This is a genomic window from Vibrio sp. T20, assembly GCF_007858795.1.
Lineage (GTDB): Bacteria > Pseudomonadota > Gammaproteobacteria > Enterobacterales > Vibrionaceae > Vibrio > Vibrio satsumensis.
Genome location: NZ_VFEB01000080.1, coordinates 182,216 through 204,917, shown reverse-complemented (window position 1 = coordinate 204,917; position 22,702 = coordinate 182,216). Strand labels below are relative to the sequence as shown.

21 protein-coding genes and 2 tRNA genes are annotated in these 22,702 nt (G+C 44.7%); 3 read left to right on the top strand and 20 right to left on the bottom strand.

Features of this window, described 5'->3' with window-relative positions; genetic code table 11:
* Nucleotides 1-83: 83 nt before the first annotated feature.
* The 7 genes from FTW16_RS08315 to FTW16_RS08290 all read right to left on the bottom strand — a co-directional run bounded on the left by FTW16_RS08315 (nt 84) and on the right by FTW16_RS08290 (nt 4,973).
* Nucleotides 84-914, bottom strand: coding sequence for a TatD family hydrolase (locus FTW16_RS08315; protein ID WP_146490674.1), 831 nt, complete (start codon nt 912-914; stop codon nt 84-86).
* Nucleotides 895-1,050 (bottom strand): DUF5363 family protein, encoded by a 156-nt coding sequence (locus tag FTW16_RS24470; protein WP_186728039.1) that lies wholly within the window; start codon nt 1,048-1,050, stop codon nt 895-897. The genes FTW16_RS08315 and FTW16_RS24470 overlap by 20 nt, the downstream gene beginning before the upstream one ends.
* A gap of 105 nt (nt 1,051-1,155) precedes the next feature.
* Nucleotides 1,156-2,736 (bottom strand): peptide chain release factor 3, encoded by a 1,581-nt coding sequence (gene prfC, locus FTW16_RS08310; RefSeq protein WP_061018717.1) that lies wholly within the window; start codon nt 2,734-2,736, stop codon nt 1,156-1,158.
* Nucleotides 2,737-2,909: 173 nt separating this feature from the next.
* Nucleotides 2,910-3,365 carry a ribosomal protein S18-alanine N-acetyltransferase gene (gene rimI, locus FTW16_RS08305; protein ID WP_146490666.1) on the bottom strand — a complete coding sequence of 152 codons (456 nt, stop codon included), beginning with the start codon at nt 3,363-3,365 and terminating at the stop codon, nt 2,910-2,912.
* Nucleotides 3,358-3,756, bottom strand: a complete 399-nt coding sequence (locus tag FTW16_RS08300) for a DNA polymerase III subunit psi (RefSeq protein WP_146490665.1) — start codon at nt 3,754-3,756, stop codon at nt 3,358-3,360. The genes rimI and FTW16_RS08300 overlap by 8 nt, the downstream gene beginning before the upstream one ends.
* 160 nt (nt 3,757-3,916) lie before the next feature.
* Nucleotides 3,917-4,420, bottom strand: a complete 504-nt coding sequence (locus FTW16_RS08295) for a GNAT family N-acetyltransferase (protein ID WP_146490664.1) — start codon at nt 4,418-4,420, stop codon at nt 3,917-3,919.
* Nucleotides 4,404-4,973, bottom strand: coding sequence for an SCP2 domain-containing protein (locus FTW16_RS08290; protein WP_146490663.1), 570 nt, complete (start codon nt 4,971-4,973; stop codon nt 4,404-4,406). Before FTW16_RS08290 ends, FTW16_RS08295 begins: the two co-directional genes overlap by 17 nt.
* A gap of 216 nt (nt 4,974-5,189) precedes the next feature.
* Between FTW16_RS08290 and FTW16_RS08285 the strand changes: the two genes are divergently transcribed.
* From FTW16_RS08285 to FTW16_RS08275, 3 genes are all read left to right on the top strand, one after another.
* Nucleotides 5,190-7,229: a bifunctional diguanylate cyclase/phosphodiesterase gene (locus FTW16_RS08285; RefSeq protein ID WP_146490662.1), complete on the top strand. Its 2,040-nt coding sequence runs from the start codon at nt 5,190-5,192 to the stop codon at nt 7,227-7,229.
* 177 nt (nt 7,230-7,406) lie between these two features.
* A complete protein-coding gene (locus tag FTW16_RS08280) occupies nt 7,407-8,420 on the top strand; it encodes a peptidase U32 family protein (protein WP_017068227.1) in 1,014 nt (337 codons plus the stop codon).
* Between the two features lie 18 nt (nt 8,421-8,438).
* Entirely contained in the window at nt 8,439-9,317 is an 879-nt protein-coding gene (locus FTW16_RS08275; protein WP_017059237.1) for a U32 family peptidase, read from the top strand.
* 85 nt (nt 9,318-9,402) lie between these two features.
* Here FTW16_RS08275 and FTW16_RS08270 read toward each other — a convergent pair whose 3' ends face one another.
* From FTW16_RS08270 to secG, 13 genes are all read right to left on the bottom strand, one after another.
* Nucleotides 9,403-10,740, bottom strand: a complete 1,338-nt coding sequence (locus tag FTW16_RS08270) for an MATE family efflux transporter (RefSeq protein WP_146490661.1) — start codon at nt 10,738-10,740, stop codon at nt 9,403-9,405.
* A gap of 89 nt (nt 10,741-10,829) precedes the next feature.
* Entirely contained in the window at nt 10,830-11,237 is a 408-nt protein-coding gene (locus tag FTW16_RS08265; RefSeq protein ID WP_146490660.1) for a MarR family winged helix-turn-helix transcriptional regulator, read from the bottom strand.
* Between the two features lie 158 nt (nt 11,238-11,395).
* Nucleotides 11,396-12,319 (bottom strand): lipoprotein NlpI, encoded by a 924-nt coding sequence (nlpI, locus tag FTW16_RS08260; RefSeq protein ID WP_061018730.1) that lies wholly within the window; start codon nt 12,317-12,319, stop codon nt 11,396-11,398.
* A gap of 124 nt (nt 12,320-12,443) precedes the next feature.
* Complete coding sequence (pnp, locus tag FTW16_RS08255) at nt 12,444-14,564, bottom strand: polyribonucleotide nucleotidyltransferase (protein WP_146490659.1); 2,121 nt, start codon at nt 14,562-14,564, stop codon at nt 12,444-12,446.
* Between the two features lie 378 nt (nt 14,565-14,942).
* Nucleotides 14,943-15,212 (bottom strand): 30S ribosomal protein S15, encoded by a 270-nt coding sequence (rpsO, locus tag FTW16_RS08250; protein WP_010436144.1) that lies wholly within the window; start codon nt 15,210-15,212, stop codon nt 14,943-14,945.
* Between the two features lie 218 nt (nt 15,213-15,430).
* Entirely contained in the window at nt 15,431-16,384 is a 954-nt protein-coding gene (truB, locus tag FTW16_RS08245; protein WP_017059233.1) for a tRNA pseudouridine(55) synthase TruB, read from the bottom strand.
* Complete coding sequence (gene rbfA / locus FTW16_RS08240; RefSeq protein ID WP_017065964.1) at nt 16,384-16,797, bottom strand: 30S ribosome-binding factor RbfA; 414 nt, start codon at nt 16,795-16,797, stop codon at nt 16,384-16,386. The genes truB and rbfA overlap by 1 nt, the downstream gene beginning before the upstream one ends.
* Before the next feature lie 134 nt (nt 16,798-16,931).
* Nucleotides 16,932-19,622 carry a translation initiation factor IF-2 gene (gene infB / locus FTW16_RS08235; protein WP_146490658.1) on the bottom strand — a complete coding sequence of 897 codons (2,691 nt, stop codon included), beginning with the start codon at nt 19,620-19,622 and terminating at the stop codon, nt 16,932-16,934.
* A 22-nt stretch (nt 19,623-19,644) separates the two neighbouring features.
* Nucleotides 19,645-21,132 (bottom strand): transcription termination factor NusA, encoded by a 1,488-nt coding sequence (gene nusA / locus FTW16_RS08230; RefSeq protein WP_017059230.1) that lies wholly within the window; start codon nt 21,130-21,132, stop codon nt 19,645-19,647.
* Between the two features lie 35 nt (nt 21,133-21,167).
* Nucleotides 21,168-21,623 carry a ribosome maturation factor RimP gene (rimP, locus tag FTW16_RS08225; RefSeq protein ID WP_004738265.1) on the bottom strand — a complete coding sequence of 152 codons (456 nt, stop codon included), beginning with the start codon at nt 21,621-21,623 and terminating at the stop codon, nt 21,168-21,170.
* Between the two features lie 234 nt (nt 21,624-21,857).
* Nucleotides 21,858-21,934, bottom strand: a tRNA-Met gene (locus tag FTW16_RS08220).
* A gap of 53 nt (nt 21,935-21,987) precedes the next feature.
* Nucleotides 21,988-22,072, bottom strand: a tRNA-Leu gene (locus tag FTW16_RS08215).
* Between the two features lie 16 nt (nt 22,073-22,088).
* The gene (secG, locus tag FTW16_RS08210; protein WP_017059392.1) at nt 22,089-22,421 is read right to left on the bottom strand and encodes a preprotein translocase subunit SecG; all 333 of its coding nucleotides are present in this window, start codon (nt 22,419-22,421) and stop codon (nt 22,089-22,091) included.
* Nucleotides 22,422-22,702 lie beyond the last annotated feature (281 nt).

Below are 22,702 nucleotides of genomic sequence, written 5' to 3'. Positions count from 1 at the left end.
TTCATGTACCATTCACACGCAAATGTGAGCCAAATCACAAGCCCGATGCAATTTACGCAAACGATAAACAAAAACCTTCGATTTTATTCACATATACCGAATGCACGATGGCTACTTTGCCAAACTTGCGCTGCAATCGATTGCTTCGGCTCTTTTCTAAGCAAAAAAAGTTCATTTAAGATCGTAACTAAATGTTTGGAATGATTAACATTTCCTTGGTTTCCATACATGGGCATGTCAGGAGCATCCGTTTCCAATACCAAGTATTCAAGCGGCAATTTCGCGATGGTTGTGCGTGTTTTTTGTGCTCTTGGGTAAGTTATCGTCCCACCGACACCAATATAGAAACCGAGCTTGATCCACGCTAAAGCCTGCTGTTCACTCCCTGAAAAACCGTGAATCACACCTCCTAAGGTGAACTTGTGCTGCTTTATTAGCTCGATAAGTCGGTTGTAAGACTTCCTTTCATGGACAATCAAAGGCAGCTCAAACGCCTTCGCTAGCTCCATTTGTTGGATGAAAAAGCGCTCTTGTTTCTCTCGTTCAACATCGACAGAAAAGTCGAGCCCACACTCCCCAATTGCTACACATTGGCTGTTTTTTGAAGAGAGTAATTGGCGCAGAACAGCAAACTGCCCGTCATCCGCTTGCTCTAAAAAGTAAGGATGAAAGCCTAGCGCGTAATAAACGTTGGGGTAGGATTGCGCAATTTTCTCAAGCTTATGCCAGTTATTTTGACCTATAGAAGGGATGAGTAGCTTCTCAACTTGCGCTTGTTTCGCTTCTTTAAGGTAGCGATCAATACTTTGATCAAGTGTAGTTCCCTGATCAATTACAATATTTTGCTCAAACGCCTCAAAATCCGCATGGCAATGAGTATCAAACAGCGGAAAGTCACTTATTTTCTGTGTCATCTTTTCCATTCTCTGCTTTCCGGCCTTGCAGGTCACGACGATAAGGTACACAGCTACGCTTATTTTCAGGCGTTAAGCCAAGCTCTTCACACCACTTATCGTATTTCCTAACCCAAGCTTTTATCCAACCCAACATACTCATGCTCAAATCTCAGTCTCCATCCTCAGATAACACGTATTAAAAAACGCCTACTGCAGAACAATAGACGTTTTTGTTTAACTCGAATAGAGCTCGGAGAAATTAGTGCTCGCGCGTCGCTCGGAATTGAACTTCAGGGAAACGCTCAGAAGCTAGGTTCAAGTTAACCATAGTTGGTGCGATGTAAGACAGGTTGTCACCGCCATCTAACGCTAGGTTAGATTGGTTCTTACGTTTGAACTCTTCCAGTTTCTTAGCGTCATCACACTCAACCCAACGAGCTGTTGCAACGTTAACACCTTCGTAGATAGCTTCCACGTTGTATTCCGCTTTCAAGCGCGCTACAACCACGTCGAACTGAAGTACACCAACCGCACCAACGATCAAGTCGTTATTCTGCATAGGACGGAATACTTGTACTGCGCCCTCTTCTGAAAGCTGAACCAAGCCTTTAAGAAGTTGCTTCTGCTTCAGTGGATCTCGTAGGCGAATACGACGGAATAGTTCAGGTGCGAAGTTAGGAATACCAGCGAACTTTAGGCTCTCACCTTGAGTAAAGGTATCACCAATCTGAATAGTACCGTGGTTATGCAGGCCGATAATATCACCCGCGTATGCTTTCTCAGCTCGTGCACGGTCACCCGCCATGAAGGTTACCGCATCAGAGATACTTACGCTCTTACCAGTACGAACATGATTCATCTTCATACCTTGGTTGTAAGTACCCGAAACGATACGCATGAATGCGATACGGTCACGGTGTTTAGGGTCCATATTTGCTTGGATCTTAAATACGAAACCCGAGAACTTCTCTTCAGTCGCTTCAACATCACGCTCATTCGCTTGGCGTGTTTGAGGAGCTGGAGCCCATTTAGTTAGACCATCAAGCATATGGTCCACACCAAAGTTACCTAATGCAGTACCAAAGTACACCGGCGTTAGCTCACCCGCTAGGAACAAGTCGTGATCAAATTCAGGACAAGCACCAATAACAAGCTCTAGCTCTTCACGTACGCTTTCCGCTAGATCAGCACCTACCGCTTCATCTAGCTCTGGGTTATCTAGACCTTTGATGATACGAACTTCTTGGATCTCGTGGCCGTGGCCAGATTCATACAAGATCGTTTCATCACGGTGAATGTGGTAAACACCTTTAAACTCTTTACCACAACCAATAGGCCATGAGATAGGAGCACAAGCCATACCTAGCTCGCTCTCTACTTCATCAAGCACTTCCATTGGATCACGGACGTCACGGTCAAGTTTGTTCATAAACGTTACGATTGGCGTATCACGTAGACGTGTTACTTCCATTAGTTTACGAGTACGATCCTCGACACCTTTCGCAGCATCGATAACCATCAAACAAGAGTCAACCGCAGTTAGTGTACGGTACGTATCTTCCGAGAAATCTTCATGTCCTGGAGTATCTAGTAGGTTTACTAGGCAATCATTGTATGGGAATTGCATTACCGACGTAGTTACCGAGATACCACGTTCTTTTTCCATCTCCATCCAGTCAGATTTAGCGTGCTGGTTAGAGCCACGGCCTTTTACGGTACCCGCTTTCTGAATCGCGTTTCCGAATAAAAGAACTTTTTCAGTAATCGTGGTTTTACCCGCATCCGGGTGAGAGATAATTGCAAACGTTCTACGTTTGCTCACTTCTTGTTGGAAAGACATAGTCGCCCTTTGCTGATCTAAAGCGTAAAAAGGGCAAGTAGATAATACTTGCCCTTGAATTCTGTGTGCGGATTATACAGAAAGCGTGTCACTTTCTAAAGGGTCAGTTTACACCCTATTTATCGCTGATTCTGTGGTTAGCTATTTAGGGTTAGCTAAAAGACATAATATGATTAGCTAAACGACATGAAAAGATAGCTCATAATGATCGCATCTTCGTTGCCTTGCTTGGTTGGGTAATAGTTACGGCGGCGATCGACTTCATTAAAGCCAGCCTTCTCGTAAAGATTAAAAGCATTCACATTACTTTCGCGAACTTCCAGCCAAGCACTCTCAGCGTCAGCTTGTTCACACATATCGAGAAAGTGCTCAACCAAAGCTTTGCCGTAGCCTTTGCCTTGCTGGCTTGGGTCTACCGCAATATTAAGCAATGTGACTTCACCAACGATGTTCTGGGCGAAGAAGTATCCGACTACTTGCCCATCGACTTCAAGAACATGATGACAAGCACCTCGACTATCGAGATCGCGAATCATGGTTTCAGACCAAGGGTGAGAATGCGCGGTCTGCTCTATCTGCCAAATAGCGTCTAGGTGTTGTTGTGAAGTCGGTAAAAATTGATTAGTCATAAGCACAAATTTGTTGCCATAAGTCGCGGCGATGTTGGTTATTACCATTGATGTCAGACAGTAATGGAGATTGAAGCGTTTTTGCATTCAGCTCTTGGGCAGACTCACACCCAGCAAACCATACCCATTCAACATCACCGAGTTCGATATAAGTTAGGTGTTGAGGCTGAACGTGTAGTGCCTGAGATAAATCAAGCTTGATACTCTTGAGTACACGCTCAAACATCACGGCGAGATCTTCCTGAGGTTTTTCAGGCGAAACCAAAAGTAACTTGCAATCACTCGCTAGCGGAGTCAGTTTAGATTCATAACCCGCCAAACGTTCTGGGTGACTAAGCTCCCATTGGCTTATGCCCATCTCTTGCAGGTATTGTGCGTGTGTTTGTGACATATCTAGCAGTTATAACCTTAGGTTGGTGGTGGGAGGCTTAATCAGAGCAAACTTTAAAACAGTCCATTAGAGTTGGGCTGATACTAACAAAAAATAAAGGAGCATCAAGCTCCTTTATTTAGACCAAATCAGTTTGCATCATATTGCGTTGGAAATAGCTTTATAACTCGTTGAACTCTGGGCTGTAAGCTACCTCGCCAGGACGCCCCGTAAGAGCACCTTCTACCAACTCAATCGCTTGAAAGACGCCTTCTGGCACATCCCAAGTACAACTCAGGCCAAATTCACTTGCAGCTTTGAAACCAAAGCGACCGTAATAAGCTGGATCACCCAACACAACGCAGGCTGGATAACCGAAATCAACCAAAGTAGAAAACGCATCTTCAACCAGTGATGTGGCAATACCTTGATTGCGGAACTCTTCCTTCACGGCGAGAGGTGCAAGCCCTTGCCAGTTATGATCGTCACCATCAAGAGTGATAGGACTAAACATCAGGTGACCGACCACTTCGCCTTCATCAGAACAAGCGACCAGCGATAGCGTTAAATGGCTATTCTCACGCAAATTCATAACCAAGTTAGCTTCTGCATCTGTTTCAAAAACAGATTTCAATAAACGATCGATGACAAGTATATCTGCCGGTGCTTCAGTTCGAATAAGCATTCATTACCTCACTTTGTGTATCTGGGGATTGTACTCCCTTCTGCACAAAATCAGCTAATTGATTTAACAAAGTTTTCATAGGGCTCGGCAATACGTCCAAATCTACGCTATCCATCAAGTTTTTAACTTCTAAACCTAACTCGGTATCGCCCTCAATAGACAGTCTACGTTGGAAGAAAAGCGTATCTGGGTCTTCTTTACGCCCCGCAATCAACACAAGATCGTTAAGATTACCGCTAAAGCTTACATCTTCAGCCACCTCTTTATCAGCTACAACTAGTTGCTCATTTTTGTAGCTAATACACCAACTTAACCCCATATCTTTTATTGAGACTTTAAGCCACTTGTCTTCTAAAAATTCAAAGTCACCGTCCTCTAAAGCTTCCTTAAAGACATTCTTAAGCGCCTCCAACAAGGCTCTTTTTTGTACTGTTTTAGGCAATAACTGGACTGGAGATCGCAAAATTGATGCGGCATTTTGAACTAGTTGAGTGCGAATCTTGTTTATCACGTGACTTATCCGTAACTTTGTCAATAATATGGAATACATCATAGATGATGTTGAGATCTCAGTTACTGTTATGTATCAAATTAACTTCTGTTTGATGCTCGACCTTTAATATCCTGAAAATCACAGTTATAGTAACTCAGGTAATGAGAATTACAGCGGTTCGCTGCACTCACAGGTAAATATCGATAGCTACACAAAAAGTAATAAATATTTATCGATAGTGAATATTCAAGCTCTTGGAGAATTGGTAGTACTTTGATGCCTCCCCAGCAACTACAACATTGGTTTACCCAGCTAACTGCAAACAGTCCGTTCTTTTTCGCAGTACTTGATGCTCAACATAACTATTTTATGGTGAATGAGCGTTACTGCGATATTGCTGGTTTGAGTCAAACAGAGCTTGTAGGCATGAATGACCGTCAAACATTGGGCGAGCAATTCTACCAGCACCTTAAACCTTACTATGAGCGTGCATTTAATGGCGAGTCGATTGAGGCCGAAGTCACCCTCAACGAAACCGATCTCGATACCAGCCTTCACTTCAGCCTGTCTCCGCTTACCAATGGCAACAAAACTGACTACATTGTCTTTCATGCCTTCGACACATCAGAAAACCAAGTACTCGTCCGTTCTTTAGAAGAATCTGAAGCAAAATTTCACAAACTATCTCACCTACTCCCAGACGGGTTACTGCTAGTTGAAAGTGACTACATCTTGTCATCCAACCCAGCTGCAGCGCGCTTGCTTGGCTTTAACTCCACCATAGAGTTAATTGGCGAAGAGTTGGGACGCCTATTTATCGATGAACAAACCAAAACAGTCTTCAATAATAAACTCAGCTCTATTATTTCTGAGTCTGGTTTGGTTTGCTTAACGGGTGCCCGATGCGGCTTTGAACGTAAGGTTCAGCTCAACATCGACTCTACCACCGTTCTTGGAAGTAACACTCAGTTGGTGCTTATTCAAGACGCACAAGAAACCGCAAAACAATATACATCGGCAAACAGTGAAGATGCCTACATCGATGCACTGACCAAGCTCTACAACCGAGTTGGGTTTACTAAGCGTCTTGAGCAATTCATTCACAACGATACGCCGGTTGTGATGCTTTACTTAGACATTGATAACTTTAAAAATATCAATGATTCACTTGGTCATCACATCGGTGACAAAGTGATTAAAGAGGTCGCCTCACGCCTTAAACGCTTACTGCCTCGTAAAGCCGTAATTGGGCATTTAGGCGGTGATGAATTTGGTATTATCCTGCCAGAACCCGAACATCAGCGAACACCTGAAATGCTCGCTGAAAAGATCATTTCCCTGATCAATCAACCTTTCGATCTTCACCATTTTAGTAAACGCTTAGCCTGCTCGATTGGTAGTGTGAGCTTTCCTCAAGACGGTACTGATGCTCGTATCTTGCTGCAAAATGCAGACACAGCAATGTATGAAGCCAAAGATCGTGGTCGCAATCGTCTAATCAAGTTCAACGAACAGATGAACAAAGAAGCGCGTATGCGACTGTGGCTGGAGATTGAACTACAAAAAGCGCTGCAACAGAATGGACTTGAGGTTTGGTATCAACCTAAGGTCAACGCACGAGATTTCACCATCAACGGCGCTGAAGCTCTAGTTCGTTGGAAACATCCTGTAGAGGGTTATATTAGTCCAGCGGCGTTCATCCCTGTAGCGGAGCGAGCCGGCCTTATCGAACAACTTGGTCGTGTGGTTATGCGTGAAGTATTTGCTACGGTTAAGCGCTGGAAGATGCAGGGAATTCTCCCTGGTCGTGTAGCAATCAACCTTTCTCCTGAACAGTTTGGAAATCCGAAGCTGATTGATTACATGGAAAAGCTGCTGCGTTCGACAGAGCTTGACCCAAGTGCGATTACATTTGAGCTAACGGAAAGCGCGGTGATGAGTGACAGTGAACACACACTGCAAATGCTCAACGCGATTAAAAAGCTCGGCTTCGCTCTATCGATTGATGATTTCGGTACCGGTTACTCATCACTATCTTACCTAGCTCGCTTCCCAATTGATGAACTTAAGATAGACCGTGCTTTCATCTCTGATATCGATACCCTACCAAAGCAAATTACTGTAATTGAAAACATCATCAACCTTGGTAAGTCTCTCGATTTAACCGTGGTTGCTGAAGGTGTAGAAACCAGTGAGCAAGCGACTCTACTGTCTAACCTCAATTGTAGTTCAATTCAAGGCTTTCACTTCTATCGCCCTCAACCAAAACAAGATGTCGAAGAGCTATTTGCCCAAAATCGTCGCCATAAGAACTAACAAGCCGATTCAAATATCTCACGTTCAAGCCAAGCCAACATGTAAAACGGTCACTCGTCAGTACCTCAAACGGAGTAAAAGCAGATTTATCCATCTAAACCTGCCTTACATCAATTCCGTCATTCACAATTCTTCATAAAATGCCCGCTTCAACTTAATTCTACTGGTAGTGAGCAAATGGAACTCTTATGCCCAGCGGGTAACTTACCTGCTTTGAAAACCGCCATTGATTGCGGTGCGGATGCTGTCTATATCGGATTCAAAGACGATACCAATGCCCGACACTTTGCAGGCCTAAACTTTGCGGGTAAAAAGCTCGATCGTGCTGTGCAGTATGTACATGACCACAACAAGAAAATTCATGTTGCTCTAAATACGTTTGCTCACCCAAATGGCTTCGACCGTTGGACCAATGCCGTAGACAACGCCGCTGCACTGGGTGTTGATGCGCTGATCATCGCAGACATCGCTGTGCTTGAGTACGCTGCAAACAAATATCCAGATCTAGAACTGCACCTATCAGTTCAAGCTTCTGCAACCAATGCCGCTGCGATCGACTTCTACCACAAGAACTTCAACGTAAAACGTGTCGTACTGCCGCGCGTGTTATCGATTCATCAGGTTAAACAGCTTTCTCGTAACATCACTTCTGACGTTGACCTTGAAGTATTCGCTTTTGGTAGCTTATGTATCATGGCAGAAGGCCGATGCTACCTCTCTTCATACATGACGGGCGAATCACCAAACACAGTGGGCGCTTGTTCTCCTGCGAAATACGTTCGCTGGCAAGAAACAGAAACGGGCCTAGAGTCTCGCTTGAATGAGATCCTTATCGATAAGTATGAAGCAGGTGAGAACGCTGGCTACCCAACGCTGTGTAAAGGCCGCTTTGAAGCCGAGATCGATGGTGAACGTAAGCGCTATCACGCACTTGAAGAGCCCACCAGCCTCAACACGCTATCCATGTTGCCTGAGCTTTTCGCTGCAAACGTTGCCTCAGTGAAGATTGAAGGCCGCCAACGCAGCCCTGCTTATGTCGAGCAAGTGACTCGTACTTGGCGCGCTGCTATCGATCGCTACTTAGCGAACCCAGAACAATACCAAGTTGAACAAGCTTGGAATGCGACACTGGCGAATGTATCTGAAGGTACACAAACCACGCTTGGCGCTTATCACCGTAAATGGCAATAGAGCCAAATGGAGAACTCAATGAAATACGCATTAGGCCCTCTACTTTATTTTTGGCCAAAACAAGACGTTGAAAGCTTCTATGAGCAAGCGAAATCAAGCTCTGCTGACATCATCTACCTAGGTGAAGCTGTATGTTCAAAGCGTCGAGAGATGAAAGCGAAACACTGGATGGACATTGCTAAAGAGCTGTCTGCTTCCGGTAAGCAAGTTGTACTCTCGACCATGGCATTGCTAGAAGCGCCAAGCGAAGTCAACATCATGAAGAAGTACATCGATAATGGTGACTTTGCGATCGAAGCCAATGATGTATCTGCAATTCAACTAGCTAGCGAAAGCAAAGTACCTTTCGTGGTCGGCCCTGCAGTAAACACATATAACGCACGCACACTGAACCTGTTCTTGAAACAAGGTATGACGCGTTGGTGTATGCCGGTTGAGCTTTCTCGCGAATGGCTAAGCAACGTAATGACACAGTGCGAAGAGCTGAACATCCGCAACAAATTCGAAGTAGAAGTATTTAGCCACGGCTATCTACCGCTTGCTTACTCGGCTCGCTGCTTTACAGCTCGCGCAGAAAACAAAGCTAAAGACGATTGCGAAACATGCTGTATCAAGTACCCAACAGGGCTACAAGTAGAAAGCCAAGAAGGCCAATCAGTATTCAACCTTAATGGTATCCAGACACAATCAGGCTACTGCTACAACCTAGTCAATGATTTGCCAAACATGCACGACCTGGTTGATGTGGTTCGTTTAAGCCCACTCGGTATCGATACCTTCTCTGAAATCAATAATTTCAGAGCAAACGAGCAAGGTCAAAAACCGATGAAGATTGAAAGCCGCCAATGTAATGGTTACTGGCATCAGCTTGCAGGTTTAGACGTTAAGAACATTTAGTTCTTCGCATTGGACTAACCAGCAACAGATACAAAAAAGGTCTAGCATTCGCTAGACCTTTCTAATTCGACTTAAGAAACACAACCTATGCCGTCGCTGTTTCCATCGGCGAGGCATCGAGCTTCTTTAGGTCTTTGTAGAGCATTACCATCACCACCACACTTAGCGCGATGTTAGACAGTGGGTACGCAATCCAGATCCCCGGCACACCATACAACTTAGGCATAATGTACAAGAAAGGTAGTTGGATAAGCATATTACCTATCGTCACAAACATCGCTTTGCTGCCCTTGTTCACTGCTTGATAGTAAGCTCCTGCTACTACCAAGAAGCCATCCAGCGCCAGTGCAAACATGTGAAGTCGAATACCCAACACGGTGTACTCAACTAGCTGAGGTTCGTCTGAGTTAAATACTGATACAAACTCCCGTGGGAACGCGTTCAGAAGCAACACGAACGCCACACCAATCAATACCGAACTCATCATCGCAATCTTAAGTAGCTTACGGATATTCGCTTGGTTACGCGCGCCATGGTTGTAACTCACCAAAGGTTGCATACCGTTGGCGATACCTTCAGCTGTGAGATAATAAACCGTCACGATGTAACCCAAAATCGCGTAAGCGCCAATCATCAACTGATCGCCATATTGGGAGAACAAGGCATTGTGCAGCGCCACCATCATCGAACCATAAGCGTACATAAAGAAGCTTGATGTACCAATGGCGAAGATTTGTGGAATCACATCGAGCTTCAGTCTCAACTCATTCCAACGTAAACGTAGGTTTGCTCGACGTGAGAAGAAGTAAGCCAAGCCAAGACCCGTTACCACAAACTGGGCAATCGCTGTTGCTAATGCCGCGCCCATCAACTCCCAACCATAGAGGGCGATAAACAGGTAATCGAGTACGATGTTAATTACCGCACCAACGATCATCAATATGGTGGCGAGATTAGGGCTGTCATCATTGCGCAGTAAAAACGGCATCGCGATCGAACCTAGCGTGAAGACACCGGCACCAATCAGAATGTGTAAGTATTGCAGACCAAGCTCGTACACTCGCCCTTCAGCACCCTGCCAAAGCAAGAAGTTATCAGCAAACAAAAACAGCAATGCCGAAACAATAGGCGTGATCGCTAACAGCAAGGTTAAACCCGTTGCTAAGATCTGCTTAGCGCCTTGAGTATCTTTTTCACCTTGGCGAATAGAGACCAGCGCACCTGTACCCACCCCCACTAACATACCAATACCGAGAATCGAACCAATCACAGGCCACGCAACATTGATACCTGCAAGCCCATCAGCTCCCACATAGCGGCCAATGAAGATGCCATCCACCACTTGATACAGGCCATTAACCAACATGGCTGCCACGGTAGGGATTGTGTATCGCCAAAACTGGCGACTAATTGAGTTACTCATTTTTTACTCTACTTTCATTTGTGAGTCGCATATCAATAAGATATGACTCGAAAAATTAGTTAACAAAGCTAACTAAATATCTAAATTATTTACTTCAAAGCCTTATTTAATAATAGATTTAGTTGTTGAGACTCTTGCTCAGACAAACGACTTTCCAGTATCTGTGCCATAACCTGATAGATCTTACTTTCTTCTTCCAAACCCACTTCTGCTTTATTGGTCAGTACTACTAGCTTAGATCTCGCATCTTCGAGCGAAGCTTTACGTTCAACAAGGCCCTTTCTCTCAAGCCTCTGAACCATAGTGGTCGCTGAAGGCTTGGTGACTTGCATCTCAATCGCAAGATCAGTTAATCGGATCGGCTCAGGAGATGCTTGAATAACCTTCAAATAGTCATACTCATTGAAGCTCAATTGACAAATAGGCTCTTCATTTACCTGAGTTCGCCATATCTTAGAGGCGAAGCGCTCAATCTTTTCTAAATTCTGGTTCAGCATATTCATCCAATCAAAGAACAACATTTAGTTAGCAAGGCTAACTATTTTAGTATTGTTTAATTAAAAAGCAATCAAAAATGAGCCCCCCCTGTTTATAAAAAAAGAGCATAAAAAAAACCGCTGACAGGCAGCGGCTTTTCGGAATCAAGATGTATAGCTTACTTAGCGTTAGCTTCTTCTTCGGCCTCAGCCAACTTAACTTGCGCTAAGTGCTCGGCTTTAAGCGTAGTGAAGATACGACTTAGCTCTAAGAAAGAGTAGCGGTGCTCCACATATTCATACACGTTGAAAGACACTGACAACTTGTATAAAGAGATCGCATTCGCGTAGTCACCATTCATGTGGTAACGCTTAGCAAGGTAAAAGTATGTCTCTGTTAGGCGCTGCGCAAGTAAAGTGTTATCACGAGTACCGGTTAAAATCGCCTTGAAAGCCTGCTCTTCAGTAATGTCATCAAGCATAATCGCGACTAATACCCAGCCCCACTGCTCATCACGGCTCTCGTAACGTTTTTGTAAATCAAGCTTAGCTTGCTCTGGCGTGAGCTCATGCTGAATGATGTACAACCACAGAGCACGAAACGGATCGCTAGGATCATCGGCGTAGTGCTTCATCATTTCTTCGTTAGCTAAGTCGTAACGCTCGCCGTAATAAAGCGCGATAGAGCGGTTTCTTTCTGCGTAAGAGTTTGCAGGATCAAGCTCTAACGTAGAATCAAAAGATTCATAAGCCGCATCAAACTCCCCTACCTGCGTAAAGTAAACACCCAAAAGGTTGAAGATATCAGGTTGAGCAGGGTTCAATGAAAGAGATTGGTTGAAGTCGAGACGCGCTAGATCACGCAGGCCAACACTGTCGTAGTAATTACCACGTTCAAACAGCATCTTAGCTCGAACTTCATCGTTCAAATCTGGGCGCTGTAATAGCTGACTAAGACGTGCAATTTGAACTTCTTGCTGAACGCTTGGTTGCAGTGGCACAGCCATCGGTGGATAAACCCAACGTGAGGTGTTATCTGATGTTGTCGCACAACCTGTTAGTACAAGCAGTAAACACATACTCGCGGTTTGAAACCATTTCACAAATAATTACTCCTGTTATGACCGCAATAAAAAAGGGGAGCGATATGCTCCCCTTTATAACATGCTTTGTTGACGATGGGTTAGAAATCACTAAAAAGCGATATCACCATCGACACACTGAGAATTACTCAGCTACAGGTGCTTCGCCTTCAGCTGGCGTTTCAACTGCTTCTTTCATGCTTAGACGTACACGGCCTTGACGGTCAATTTCAAGAACCTTAACTGGTACTTCTTGACCTTCAGTTAGGTAATCAGACACTTTCTCAACGCGCTTGTCAGCGATTTGAGAGATGTGTACTAGACCATCTTTACCTGGAAGAATAGTTACGAATGCACCGAAGTCAGCTAGACGAGCAACTTTACCTTGGTAAATGCGGCCAACTTCAACTTCAGCTGTGATCTCTTCGATACGACGGATTGCTTCTTTAGCAGCAGCGCCTTCAGTAGCAGCAATCTTGATTGTGCCATCATCTTCGATTTCGATTGTAGTACCAGTTTCTTCACAAAGAGCACGGATAACTGCGCCGCCTTTACCGATAACATCTTTGATCTTATCAGAGCTGATTTTCATTGTGTGGATACGTGGAGCGAATTCAGAGATATCTTCACGAGCACCAGAGATAGCTTCATCCATTACAGAAAGGATGTGCTTACGTGCACCTTGCGCTTGGTTAAGTGCAATTTGCATGATCTCTTTAGTGATACCTTCGATCTTGATGTCCATTTGAAGTGCAGTGATACCAGCGTTAGTACCTGCTACTTTAAAGTCCATGTCACCTAGGTGATCTTCGTCGCCAAGGATGTCAGAAAGAACAACGAAATCGTCGCCTTCTTTAACAAGACCCATTGCGATACCCGCAACAGAAGCTTTGATTGGAACACCAGCATCCATAAGCGCTAGAGATGTACCACATACAGAAGCCATTGAAGAAGAACCGTTAGATTCAGTGATTTCCGATACAACACGAACTGTGTATGGGAATTCTTCAACAGAAGGCATTACTGCTTGGATACCACGTTTAGCAAGCTTACCGTGACCAATTTCACGACGCTTAGGTGAACCAACGAAACCAGTTTCACCTACACAGTATGGAGGGAAGTTGTAGTGTAGAAGGAAGTTGTCTTTCTTCTCACCCATTAGGCTGTCGATGATTTGAGCATCACGTTGTGTACCAAGCGTTGCAGTAACAAGTGCTTGAGTTTCACCACGAGTGAATAGAGAAGAACCGTGTGTACGTGGAAGAACACCAGTACGTACGTCTAGCGCACGAACCATGTCTTTTTCACGACCGTCGATACGTGGGTTGCCAGCGATGATGCGGCTACGTACTACGTTTTTCTCTAGAGAACCAAGCATGCCGCGGATTTCGCGCTCATCTAGGTTTTCGTCTTGTGCAATTAGAGCTTCAACAACGTCGTTCTTGATTGCGCCAACTTGCTCGTAACGAGCCATTTTCTCAGTGATCTGGTACGCGTCAGATAGACGTGTTTCAGCAAGTTCAGCAACTTGAGCTTTAAGCTCAGTGTTAACTGCTGGCGCTTCCCAGTTCCAAGCTGGAGTTGCTACTTCAGCAGCAAACTCATTGATTGCTTTGATTACAACTTGTTGTTGGTCGTGACCGTAAACAACAGCTGAAAGCATTTCTTCTTCAGATAGGTTATCTGCTTCAGATTCAACCATTAGTACTGCGCCTTCTGTACCAGACACAACTAGGTCTAGTTTAGAGTTTTCAAGCTCAGTATTTGATGGGTTAAGAACAAGTTCGCCGTCGATGTGACCAACACGTGCAGCACCGATAGGACCATTGAATGGAGCACCAGAGATAGCAAGCGCAGCAGACGTTGCGATCATAGTGATCATGTCTGGGTTTACGTCAGGGTTGATAGAAACAACCGTAGCGATAACTTGAACTTCGTTTTTAAACGCACTTGGGAAAAGTGGACGAATTGGACGGTCAATCAGACGAGCTGTTAGTGTTTCGCCTTCAGATGGACGACCTTCACGCTTGAAGAAGCCACCAGGGATTTTACCCGCAGCGTATGTACGCTCTTGGTAGTTAACTGTTAGAGGGAAGAAGTCTTGACCTGCAACTGCTTCTTTCTTAGCAACAACAGAAACGAATACTGATGTATCGTCCATAGTCGCCATTACAGCAGCAGTAGCTTGACGTGCAATTACGCCCGTTTCTAGAGTAACGGTGTGGTTACCGTACTGGAACGATTTTACAACTGGTTTTTCAAACATTGTATATCCTTAGCTCTAAAGTCAGACTTTAGATTAAGTGAATAATGACTCAAGATATTACCAATCGCGACTAGTGAAAAGGGACTTAGAATAGTGACTCTTTGTATGAGTTCATACGCCGAATTAAGACCAAATCCGCCTTTGAATAGTCGCGACCTATTGGCCGACATCTGTGACTGTAATCTCTTGAGAGGTTGATTGCCAAACGTTGAAAACGCTATAGGCGGGCGTAGTATAAACTATTTTTATTAGGAGAGATATTTCCTATCAGAAAAAGCCAGATGATATTCTGAGCATCCGGCCTAGCATTTTCTTACAGGCACAAAAAAAGGAGCATAAATGCTCCTTTTCTTCAAACTGTCTTTGCAGACATCGCTATTAGCGACGTAGGCCTAGACGCTTGATTAGGTCTTGGTAACGAGCAAGGTTTTTGCCTTTCAAGTAATCAAGAAGCTTACGACGGCTAGAAACCATACGTAGTAGACCACGACGGCTGTGGTGATCGTGTTTGTGCGCTTTGAAGTGACCTTGTAGGTGGTTGATAGAAGCAGTAAGTAGTGCTACTTGTACTTCTGGTGAACCTGTGTCGCCTTCAGATTGTGCGTATTCTGCAACGATTGCTGCTTTAGTTTCTGCATTCAGAGACATAATTCTCTCCTGATAAGAGTAAGTTTATATTTGTAGCAGCCAATCTCTGATTCAGCCGCTACGCGAGCCGAGGATTATAGGGAAGTTTGTCAGTTGGTGCAATAACAATCGAACCCATTAAAAACGAAAAAAGCGAACCACCTAAATTAGGCGTTCGCTTTCTGTCTTATTTGCTCGCTTTTCAAGGCTAAACACTAATACCTAATTCGGTTTCAGCGCTACGCTTGTGGCTCTTCATCTCTGAAAACAACCAAACGCTTCGGTGCAACTCGGCCATCTTCAGCAATCTGAGCAACGCCGACAAACAGCTTCTCTTCGCCACTTGTCATACGAACCGTACCTTCAGTTGGCGCACCAGCAACTTGAACTGGCATACCGTGCTGAACTAGGTCAGTCAGTTCCGCGTTCAGGTTTACTTCTGGTAAATCTTCAACGGCAGTGTCCATTGGCATCAACAGTGGATCAAGCAGCTCTTTCGGTGCAATTTCTTGCGCCTGTGCTTGCTCTAGGATCTCGTTTAACTGCTCCAAAGTCACCATACGCTCATATGGGTACTTCGCTACACCTGTACGACGAAGCATGGTCACGTGAGCACCACAACCTAGCATTTCACCAAGATCGTCGGTAATTGTGCGGATGTAAGTACCTTTCGAACAATGCACTTCCATTTCAACTTCATCACCTTCAAAGCGAAGCAGTTCAATAGAGTACACTGTAATCTTACGAGACTCACGAGGAACCTCGATACCTGCACGTGCGTATTCGTACAAAGGCTTACCTTGATACTTCAATGCCGAAAACATTGATGGTATCTGATCGGTTTCACCCTTGAAGCTCGCAATGCAACGCTCAAGCTGTTCTTGGGTCACGTTAACATCACGCGTCTCAACCACTTCACCATCAGAGTCAGAGGTATTGGTACGCTCACCAAGCTTAGCAATAACAACGTAGCGCTTATCAGAATCTAAAAGAAACTGAGAGAACTTCGTTGCTTCACCAAGACAAATTGGCAGCATGCCAGTCGCAAGAGGATCCAGAGCACCGGTGTGCCCTGCCTTCTCTGCAAAGTAAATACGCTTTACTTTTTGCAGTGCATCATTAGACGAAATGCCAGTCGGCTTATCTAATAGAATTACCCCGTTGATAGGGCGACCTTTACGACGGCGAGCCATTACTCTTCGCCCTTAGACTGAGTTTCGTCAGTGCGGCCAGCTTCTTCTTGCTTACGCTTGTCGTCATTCAGAACTTCACTTACTAGGTTAGACATACGCATACCTTCTACTAGTGTGTTGTCATAAGTAAAACGAACTTCAGGCGTTAGGCGGTGGCGAATACGCTTACCAAGAGCCATACGAACTGGCACTTCATGCTCTTTAAGAGCTTTAAGGCATGATTCAGGTGTTTGCTCACCAACACATAGAAAAGTCACGAACACTTTTGCGTATGCAAGGTCACGAGACACTTCTACGTCTGAGATAGTTACCATACCAATACGTGAGTCACGAACTTCACGTTGTAGGATAAGAGCAAGCTCTTTTTGAAGCTGCTGAGACACACGTTGTGTGCGGCTAAATTCTTTTGACATTTTCTTTTCTCACTTAGAAAGATGGGGGGCTTGGTAATTACCAGCCCCCCATGGTGTATTCAACAACCGATTACTTATTACCTTTACTAGTAATGTTAGTAACCTTAGTCAATATGTCGAGTCGTACAGACTGATTAGTCTAGAGTACGTTTAACCTCAACGATTTCGAATACTTCGATCTGGTCACCAACGCGAACGTCGTTGTAGTTCTTAACGCCGACACCACACTCGTAACCGTTCTTAACTTCTTGAACGTCATCTTTAAAGCGACGAAGTGACTCTAGTTCACCTTCGTAGATAACAACGTTTTCACGAAGTACACGGATTGGGTTGCTACGCTTAATCGTACCTTCAGTAACGATACAACCAGCGATTGCACCAAGTTTAGGCGACTTAAATACGTCACGAACTTGTGCAAGACCAATGATCTCTTGACGGAATTCAGGAGCAAGCATACCGCCCATCGCCTGTTTAACTTCGTCAATCAATTGGTAAATGATTGAGTAGTAACGTAGATCTAGGTTTTCGTTCTGAACCGTGTTACGCGCAGTTGCGTCAGCACGAACGTTGAAACCAAGGATGATAGCGTTAGAAGCTGCTGCAAGAGTTGCATCAGTTTCAGTAATACCACCAACACCAGAACCTACGATGTTCACTTTAACTTCGTCAGTTGACAGTTTCAGTAGAGAGTCAGCAATCGCTTCTACAGAACCTTGAACGTCAGCTTTAAGTACAACGTTAAGCTCAGCAACTTCGCCAGCCGTCATGTTCGCGAACATGTTCTCTAGTTTCGCTTTTTGTTGGCGAGCTAGTTTAACATCACGGAATTTACCTTGACGGTAGTTCGCAACTTCACGTGCTTTACGCTCATCACGTACAACAGTCGCTTCGTCACCTGATGCCGGTACGCCAGAAAGACCTAGAATTTCTACAGGGATAGATGGTCCTGCAGTTTCGATGTCTCTGCCGTTCTCATCGCGCATTGCACGAACACGGCCGTACTCTTGACCACAAAGAACGATGTCGCCTTTGTTTAGAGTACCAGACTGTACTAGTACTGTTGCAACTGGACCGCGACCTTTATCAAGACGAGATTCAACAACAACACCAGACGCCATGCCTTCTTTAACCGCTGTAAGCTCAAGAACTTCAGACTGAAGAAGAATTGCTTCTAGAAGACCATCGATGTTTGTACCCTGTTTTGCAGAGATATGAACGAAGATGTTCTCACCGCCCCACTCTTCAGGGATAACGTCGTATTGAGCTAGCTCATTTTTAACGTTGTCTGGGTTTGCACCCTCTTTATCGATCTTGTTCACAGCAACAATCAGAGGAACGCCTGCCGCTTTCGCGTGCTGGATTGCTTCGATTGTCTGTGGCATTACGCCATCATCTGCAGCTACTACAAGTACAACGATATCTGTCGCTTGAGCACCACGAGCACGCATAGCTGTAAACGCCGCGTGTCCAGGAGTATCAAGGAAAGTGATCATGCCGTTGTCAGTATCTACGTGGTAAGCACCAATGTGCTGCGTGATACCGCCAGCTTCGCCAGAAGCAACGTGTGCTTTACGAATGTAATCAAGAGTTGAAGTTTTACCGTGGTCAACGTGACCCATGATAGTAACAACAGGAGCACGACCTTCAGCGATAGCATCGCTATCACGGTCAGCTAGTACTGCTTCTTCAAGTTCGTTTTCTTTACGTAGGATTACCTTGTGACCCATTTCTTCAGCAACAAGTTGTGCTGTTTCTTGGTCGATCACTTGGTTGATAGTCGCCATAGCGCCCATCTTCATCATTACTTTGATAACTTCAGTTGCTTTAACTGACATTTTGCTCGCCAGTTCAGAAACAACGATAGTTTCGCCGATAGCAACGTCAGATTTAGCAACAGTCGCTGACTTATCGAAGCCTTGCTGCATTGAAGTTGGTTTAGCAAGCTTACCTTTACCGCCACGACCACGTTGGTTACGACCACCACGGTTATTTGTAGGTTGGTTAGCTGGAGCTGCTTTCTTCTTGCGACGACGAGGTGCTTTCTCATCTTTCTTATCTGCCGCATCTTCAGCTTCACGAGCGTAAGTAGAAGTAGTCACATGGTAATCCGCAGATTTCTCTTGCTCTTTCTTCTTCTTCTCTTCTTCAGACCAGCGTTCTTGGTTCTCTTCTGCTAACTTACGAGCTTCTTCAACAAGCTTAGCTGCTTCAGCTTCTGCTTTACGAGTTGCTTCTTGCTCTTGACGAGCTTTAAGTTCATCCGCTTCTTTTTTCGCTTGTGCGTTAGCGTCTGCATTTTTTGAATTCATGTCTTTTTTAGCCTTTTCAGCTTGTGCGCGTTGAGCCTTCTCTTCAGCTTCACGTTTTGCATCCGCTTCACGTGTTACTTTTTCTTCGGCTTCGCGCTGTGCTTTCTCTGCAGCATCACGTTTCGCTTGCTCTTCAGCATCGCGTTGTGCTTTCTCTTCCGCTTCACGATTAGCTACTTCCTCAGCTTCACGTTTCGCTTCATCTTCAATAGTGCTGCGCTTCACGTAAGTACGCTTTTTACGTACCTCTACTTGAACATCCTTACTCTTACCGCCTCCAGCGGCAACACTTAGCGTGCTGCGGGTCTTGCGTTGAAGAGTTAAACGAGTCGGTTCTGTTTCACCAGAAGTATCGCCGTGCTCCTTTTTAAGGTGCGTTAGCAATGTTTGCTTCTCTGAATCAGTCACTTGATCCGACCCTGATTTCTTCATGCCTGCATCAGCAAGTTGTTCAATTAAGCGGTCAACTGGCGTACCAATCTCTTCACTCAGTGCTTTAACTGTTAATTGTGTCATACCGCTTTCTCTCCTTGCTGAATTATTCTTCGTCGCCGAACCAACAGATGTTACGCGCAGCCATAATTAGCTCGCCTGCACGCTCTGCAGTTAGGTCTTCGATGCCTTCTAGTTCATCAACGCCTTGGTCAGCTAGGTCTTCCAATGTCGCAACGCCTTTTGCTGCTAGCTTGTAAGCCATTTCACGCTCAAGACCTTCAAGTGCAAGTAAGTCTTCAGCAGGCTCAACACCGTCGAAAGTTTCTTCTTTCGCTAGCGCTAGAGTAGTCAGTGCGTCTTTTGCGCGGTTACGTAGTTCTTCAACGATACCTTCGTCTAGACCGTCGACTTCAAGAAGCTCGTTTACAGGAACATATGCTACTTCTTCAAGTGTAGAGAAGCCTTCTTCAACAAGCATTTGAGCAAAGTCTTCTTCAATGTCTAGGTGCTTCATGAAGTTTTCAATAGAAGCTACTGCTTCTTCTTGGTGCTTCTTCTCTAGGTCAGCAACAGTCATTACGTTCAGTTCCCAACCAGTCAGTTGAGAAGCTAGACGTACGTTTTGACCGCTACGGCCAATTGCTTGTGCTAGGTTATCCGCTTCAACAGCGATATCCATAGAGTGTGCGTCTTCATCAACGATGATTGAAGCAACATCAGCAGGAGCCATTGCGTTGATTACGAATTGAGCCGGGTTATCGTCCCAAAGAACGATATCAATACGCTCACCGCCAAGATCGTTAGAAACAGCTTGTACACGTGCGCCACGCATACCAACACACGCACCAACTGGGTCAATACGTTTGTCGTTTGTTTTCACTGCGATTTTAGCACGAGAACCAGCGTCACGTGCAGCACCTTTAAGTTCAATTAGCTCTTCACCAATCTCAGGCACTTCAACACGGAATAGTTCAGCTAGCATTTCTGGCTTCGAACGAGTAACGAAAAGCTGGAAACCACGAGCTTCTGGTTTAACTGCGTAAAGAAGACCACGAACACGGTCACCTGGACGGAAGTTTTCACGAGGAAGTTGGTCATCACGAAGGATTACCGCTTCAGCGTTGTTACCTAGGTCAAGAATAATAGTGTCACGGTTAACTTTCTTAACTGCGCCAGTTACTAGCTCGCCTTCGTTGTCGATGAACTGTTCAACGATTTGAGCGCGTTCAGCTTCACGTACTTTCTGTACGATTACTTGCTTAGCCGTTTGAGTCGTAATACGGTCAAACGTTACTGATTCGATGTCATCTTCAATGAAACCGCCAAGTTCGATCTCTGGATCATCGTACTTTGCAGCTTCAATAGAGATTTCTTTTGTTGGGAATTCAACTTCCTCAACAGCTTCCCAACGACGGAAAGTTTCGAAATCACCCGTTTTACGATCGATTTCAACACGAACTTCAATTTCTAGTTCGCTTTTCTTTTTTGTTGCCGTTGCAAGCGCGATTTCAAGCGCTTCAAAAATACGCTCACGAGGAACTGCTTTCTCATTAGAAACAGCTTCTACTACCGCCAAAATTTCTTTGTTCATTAATCTAGCCTCTTAAGCTCTTCTCTCTAGGAGAACTAAAATTTAGGGATCAGGTTAGCTTTCGCAATATTGCTCAGGACGAATTCTTCTTCTTGTCCTTCAACCAATACTTTCACTGTCTCGCCTTCGATAGATTGGATATCACCTTTCCATTTACGACGGTTGCCGACAGCCATTTTCAAAACGATGCTTACCTCGTGACCAATAAATTGTTGGTAATGCTCTGCTTTGAACAGTGGTCTCTCTAAACCTGGTGAAGACACTTCAAGGTTATAAGCCACTGAAATTGGATCTTCAACGTCCATTACGGCACTTACTTGGTGACTAACTTCAGCGCAATCATCTACATTGATACCATTTGGTGAATCGATGTAAATACGTAGCGTTGAGTGCTCACCAGCACGAATAAATTCTAATCCAACTAACTCATAACCTGATGCTGCTACTGGAGCGTCAAGCATTTCAGTAAGTTGTCTTTCTAAACCAGTCATTTAACCACTCCAGAAACAAAAAAAGGGCTCAAAGCCCAATTTAAATTCCAAGCAAACATTATCTAAACGCATTTATAAATGCTTAGATAACAAAAAACCCCGTATAAGCCGGGGTTTTTGTTGCTGGACCCTTATATGTTAAGTGCCATCACATTCGATATCACACTTAACTCACAGTGAGGTTCACACTGTGCAAACTTGCTACCAATACAAGCTATATAATAGCATTGAAATTGGTTGCGGGAGCCGGATTTGAACCGACGACCTTCGGGTTATGAGCCCGACGAGCTACCAAACTGCTCCATCCCGCGTCCGACTTGTGAGCATTATACGCCCAACAAGATGTTTTACAAGTTTGTAAACATGGTGCCGAGAGAGGGACTCGAACCCTCACACCCTAAGGCACTAGCACCTCATGCTAGCGTGTCTACCAATTTCACCATCTCGGCATCAAATCTTTACAGATTATTGTGGAATTTCGTCGCCTTGCGCCGGAACTTCACTCACTGCATCATCAGCTTGTTGAATTACCTGACCTTGAGTCGGGTCAATCCATTGTGACTCAGTTTTATGTGTAGACATATTACCAAGCACTAAGCTAAGGATAAAAAATGTAGTTGCAAAAATTGCAGTCATTCGGGTAAGGAAATTTCCTGAGCCACCAGCACCAAACACAGTGTTTGAAGCGCCAGCACCGAAAGAGGCTCCCATATCTGCGCCTTTACCTTGTTGAATCAACACTAGGCCAATTACACCAAGCGCTGCCAACAGGTAAATCACAAGTAGAACTGTAAACATTTTTCCACCTATGTTCCTAATTGTTGAGCCAGCGCCGTTCAAAAAACTATTTTTCAGAACAAGGCTAGCGACCTCCTAACTGAAGGCCGAGCAATACTAGCGAATGCTACGTTGACTGACAAGGAGAATTTGCTAAAAAATAAGCCTTTACCAAGCGAGTGGTCAAAAAAAGGTCAAAAGCGACACAAAACTCATTTACGTCTCTATTGACCGTTATATCTTTTGACCGCTATATAAGCCAATCACTTCTAATCACAGGCGCTATTCGTTGCGCCTGTTAA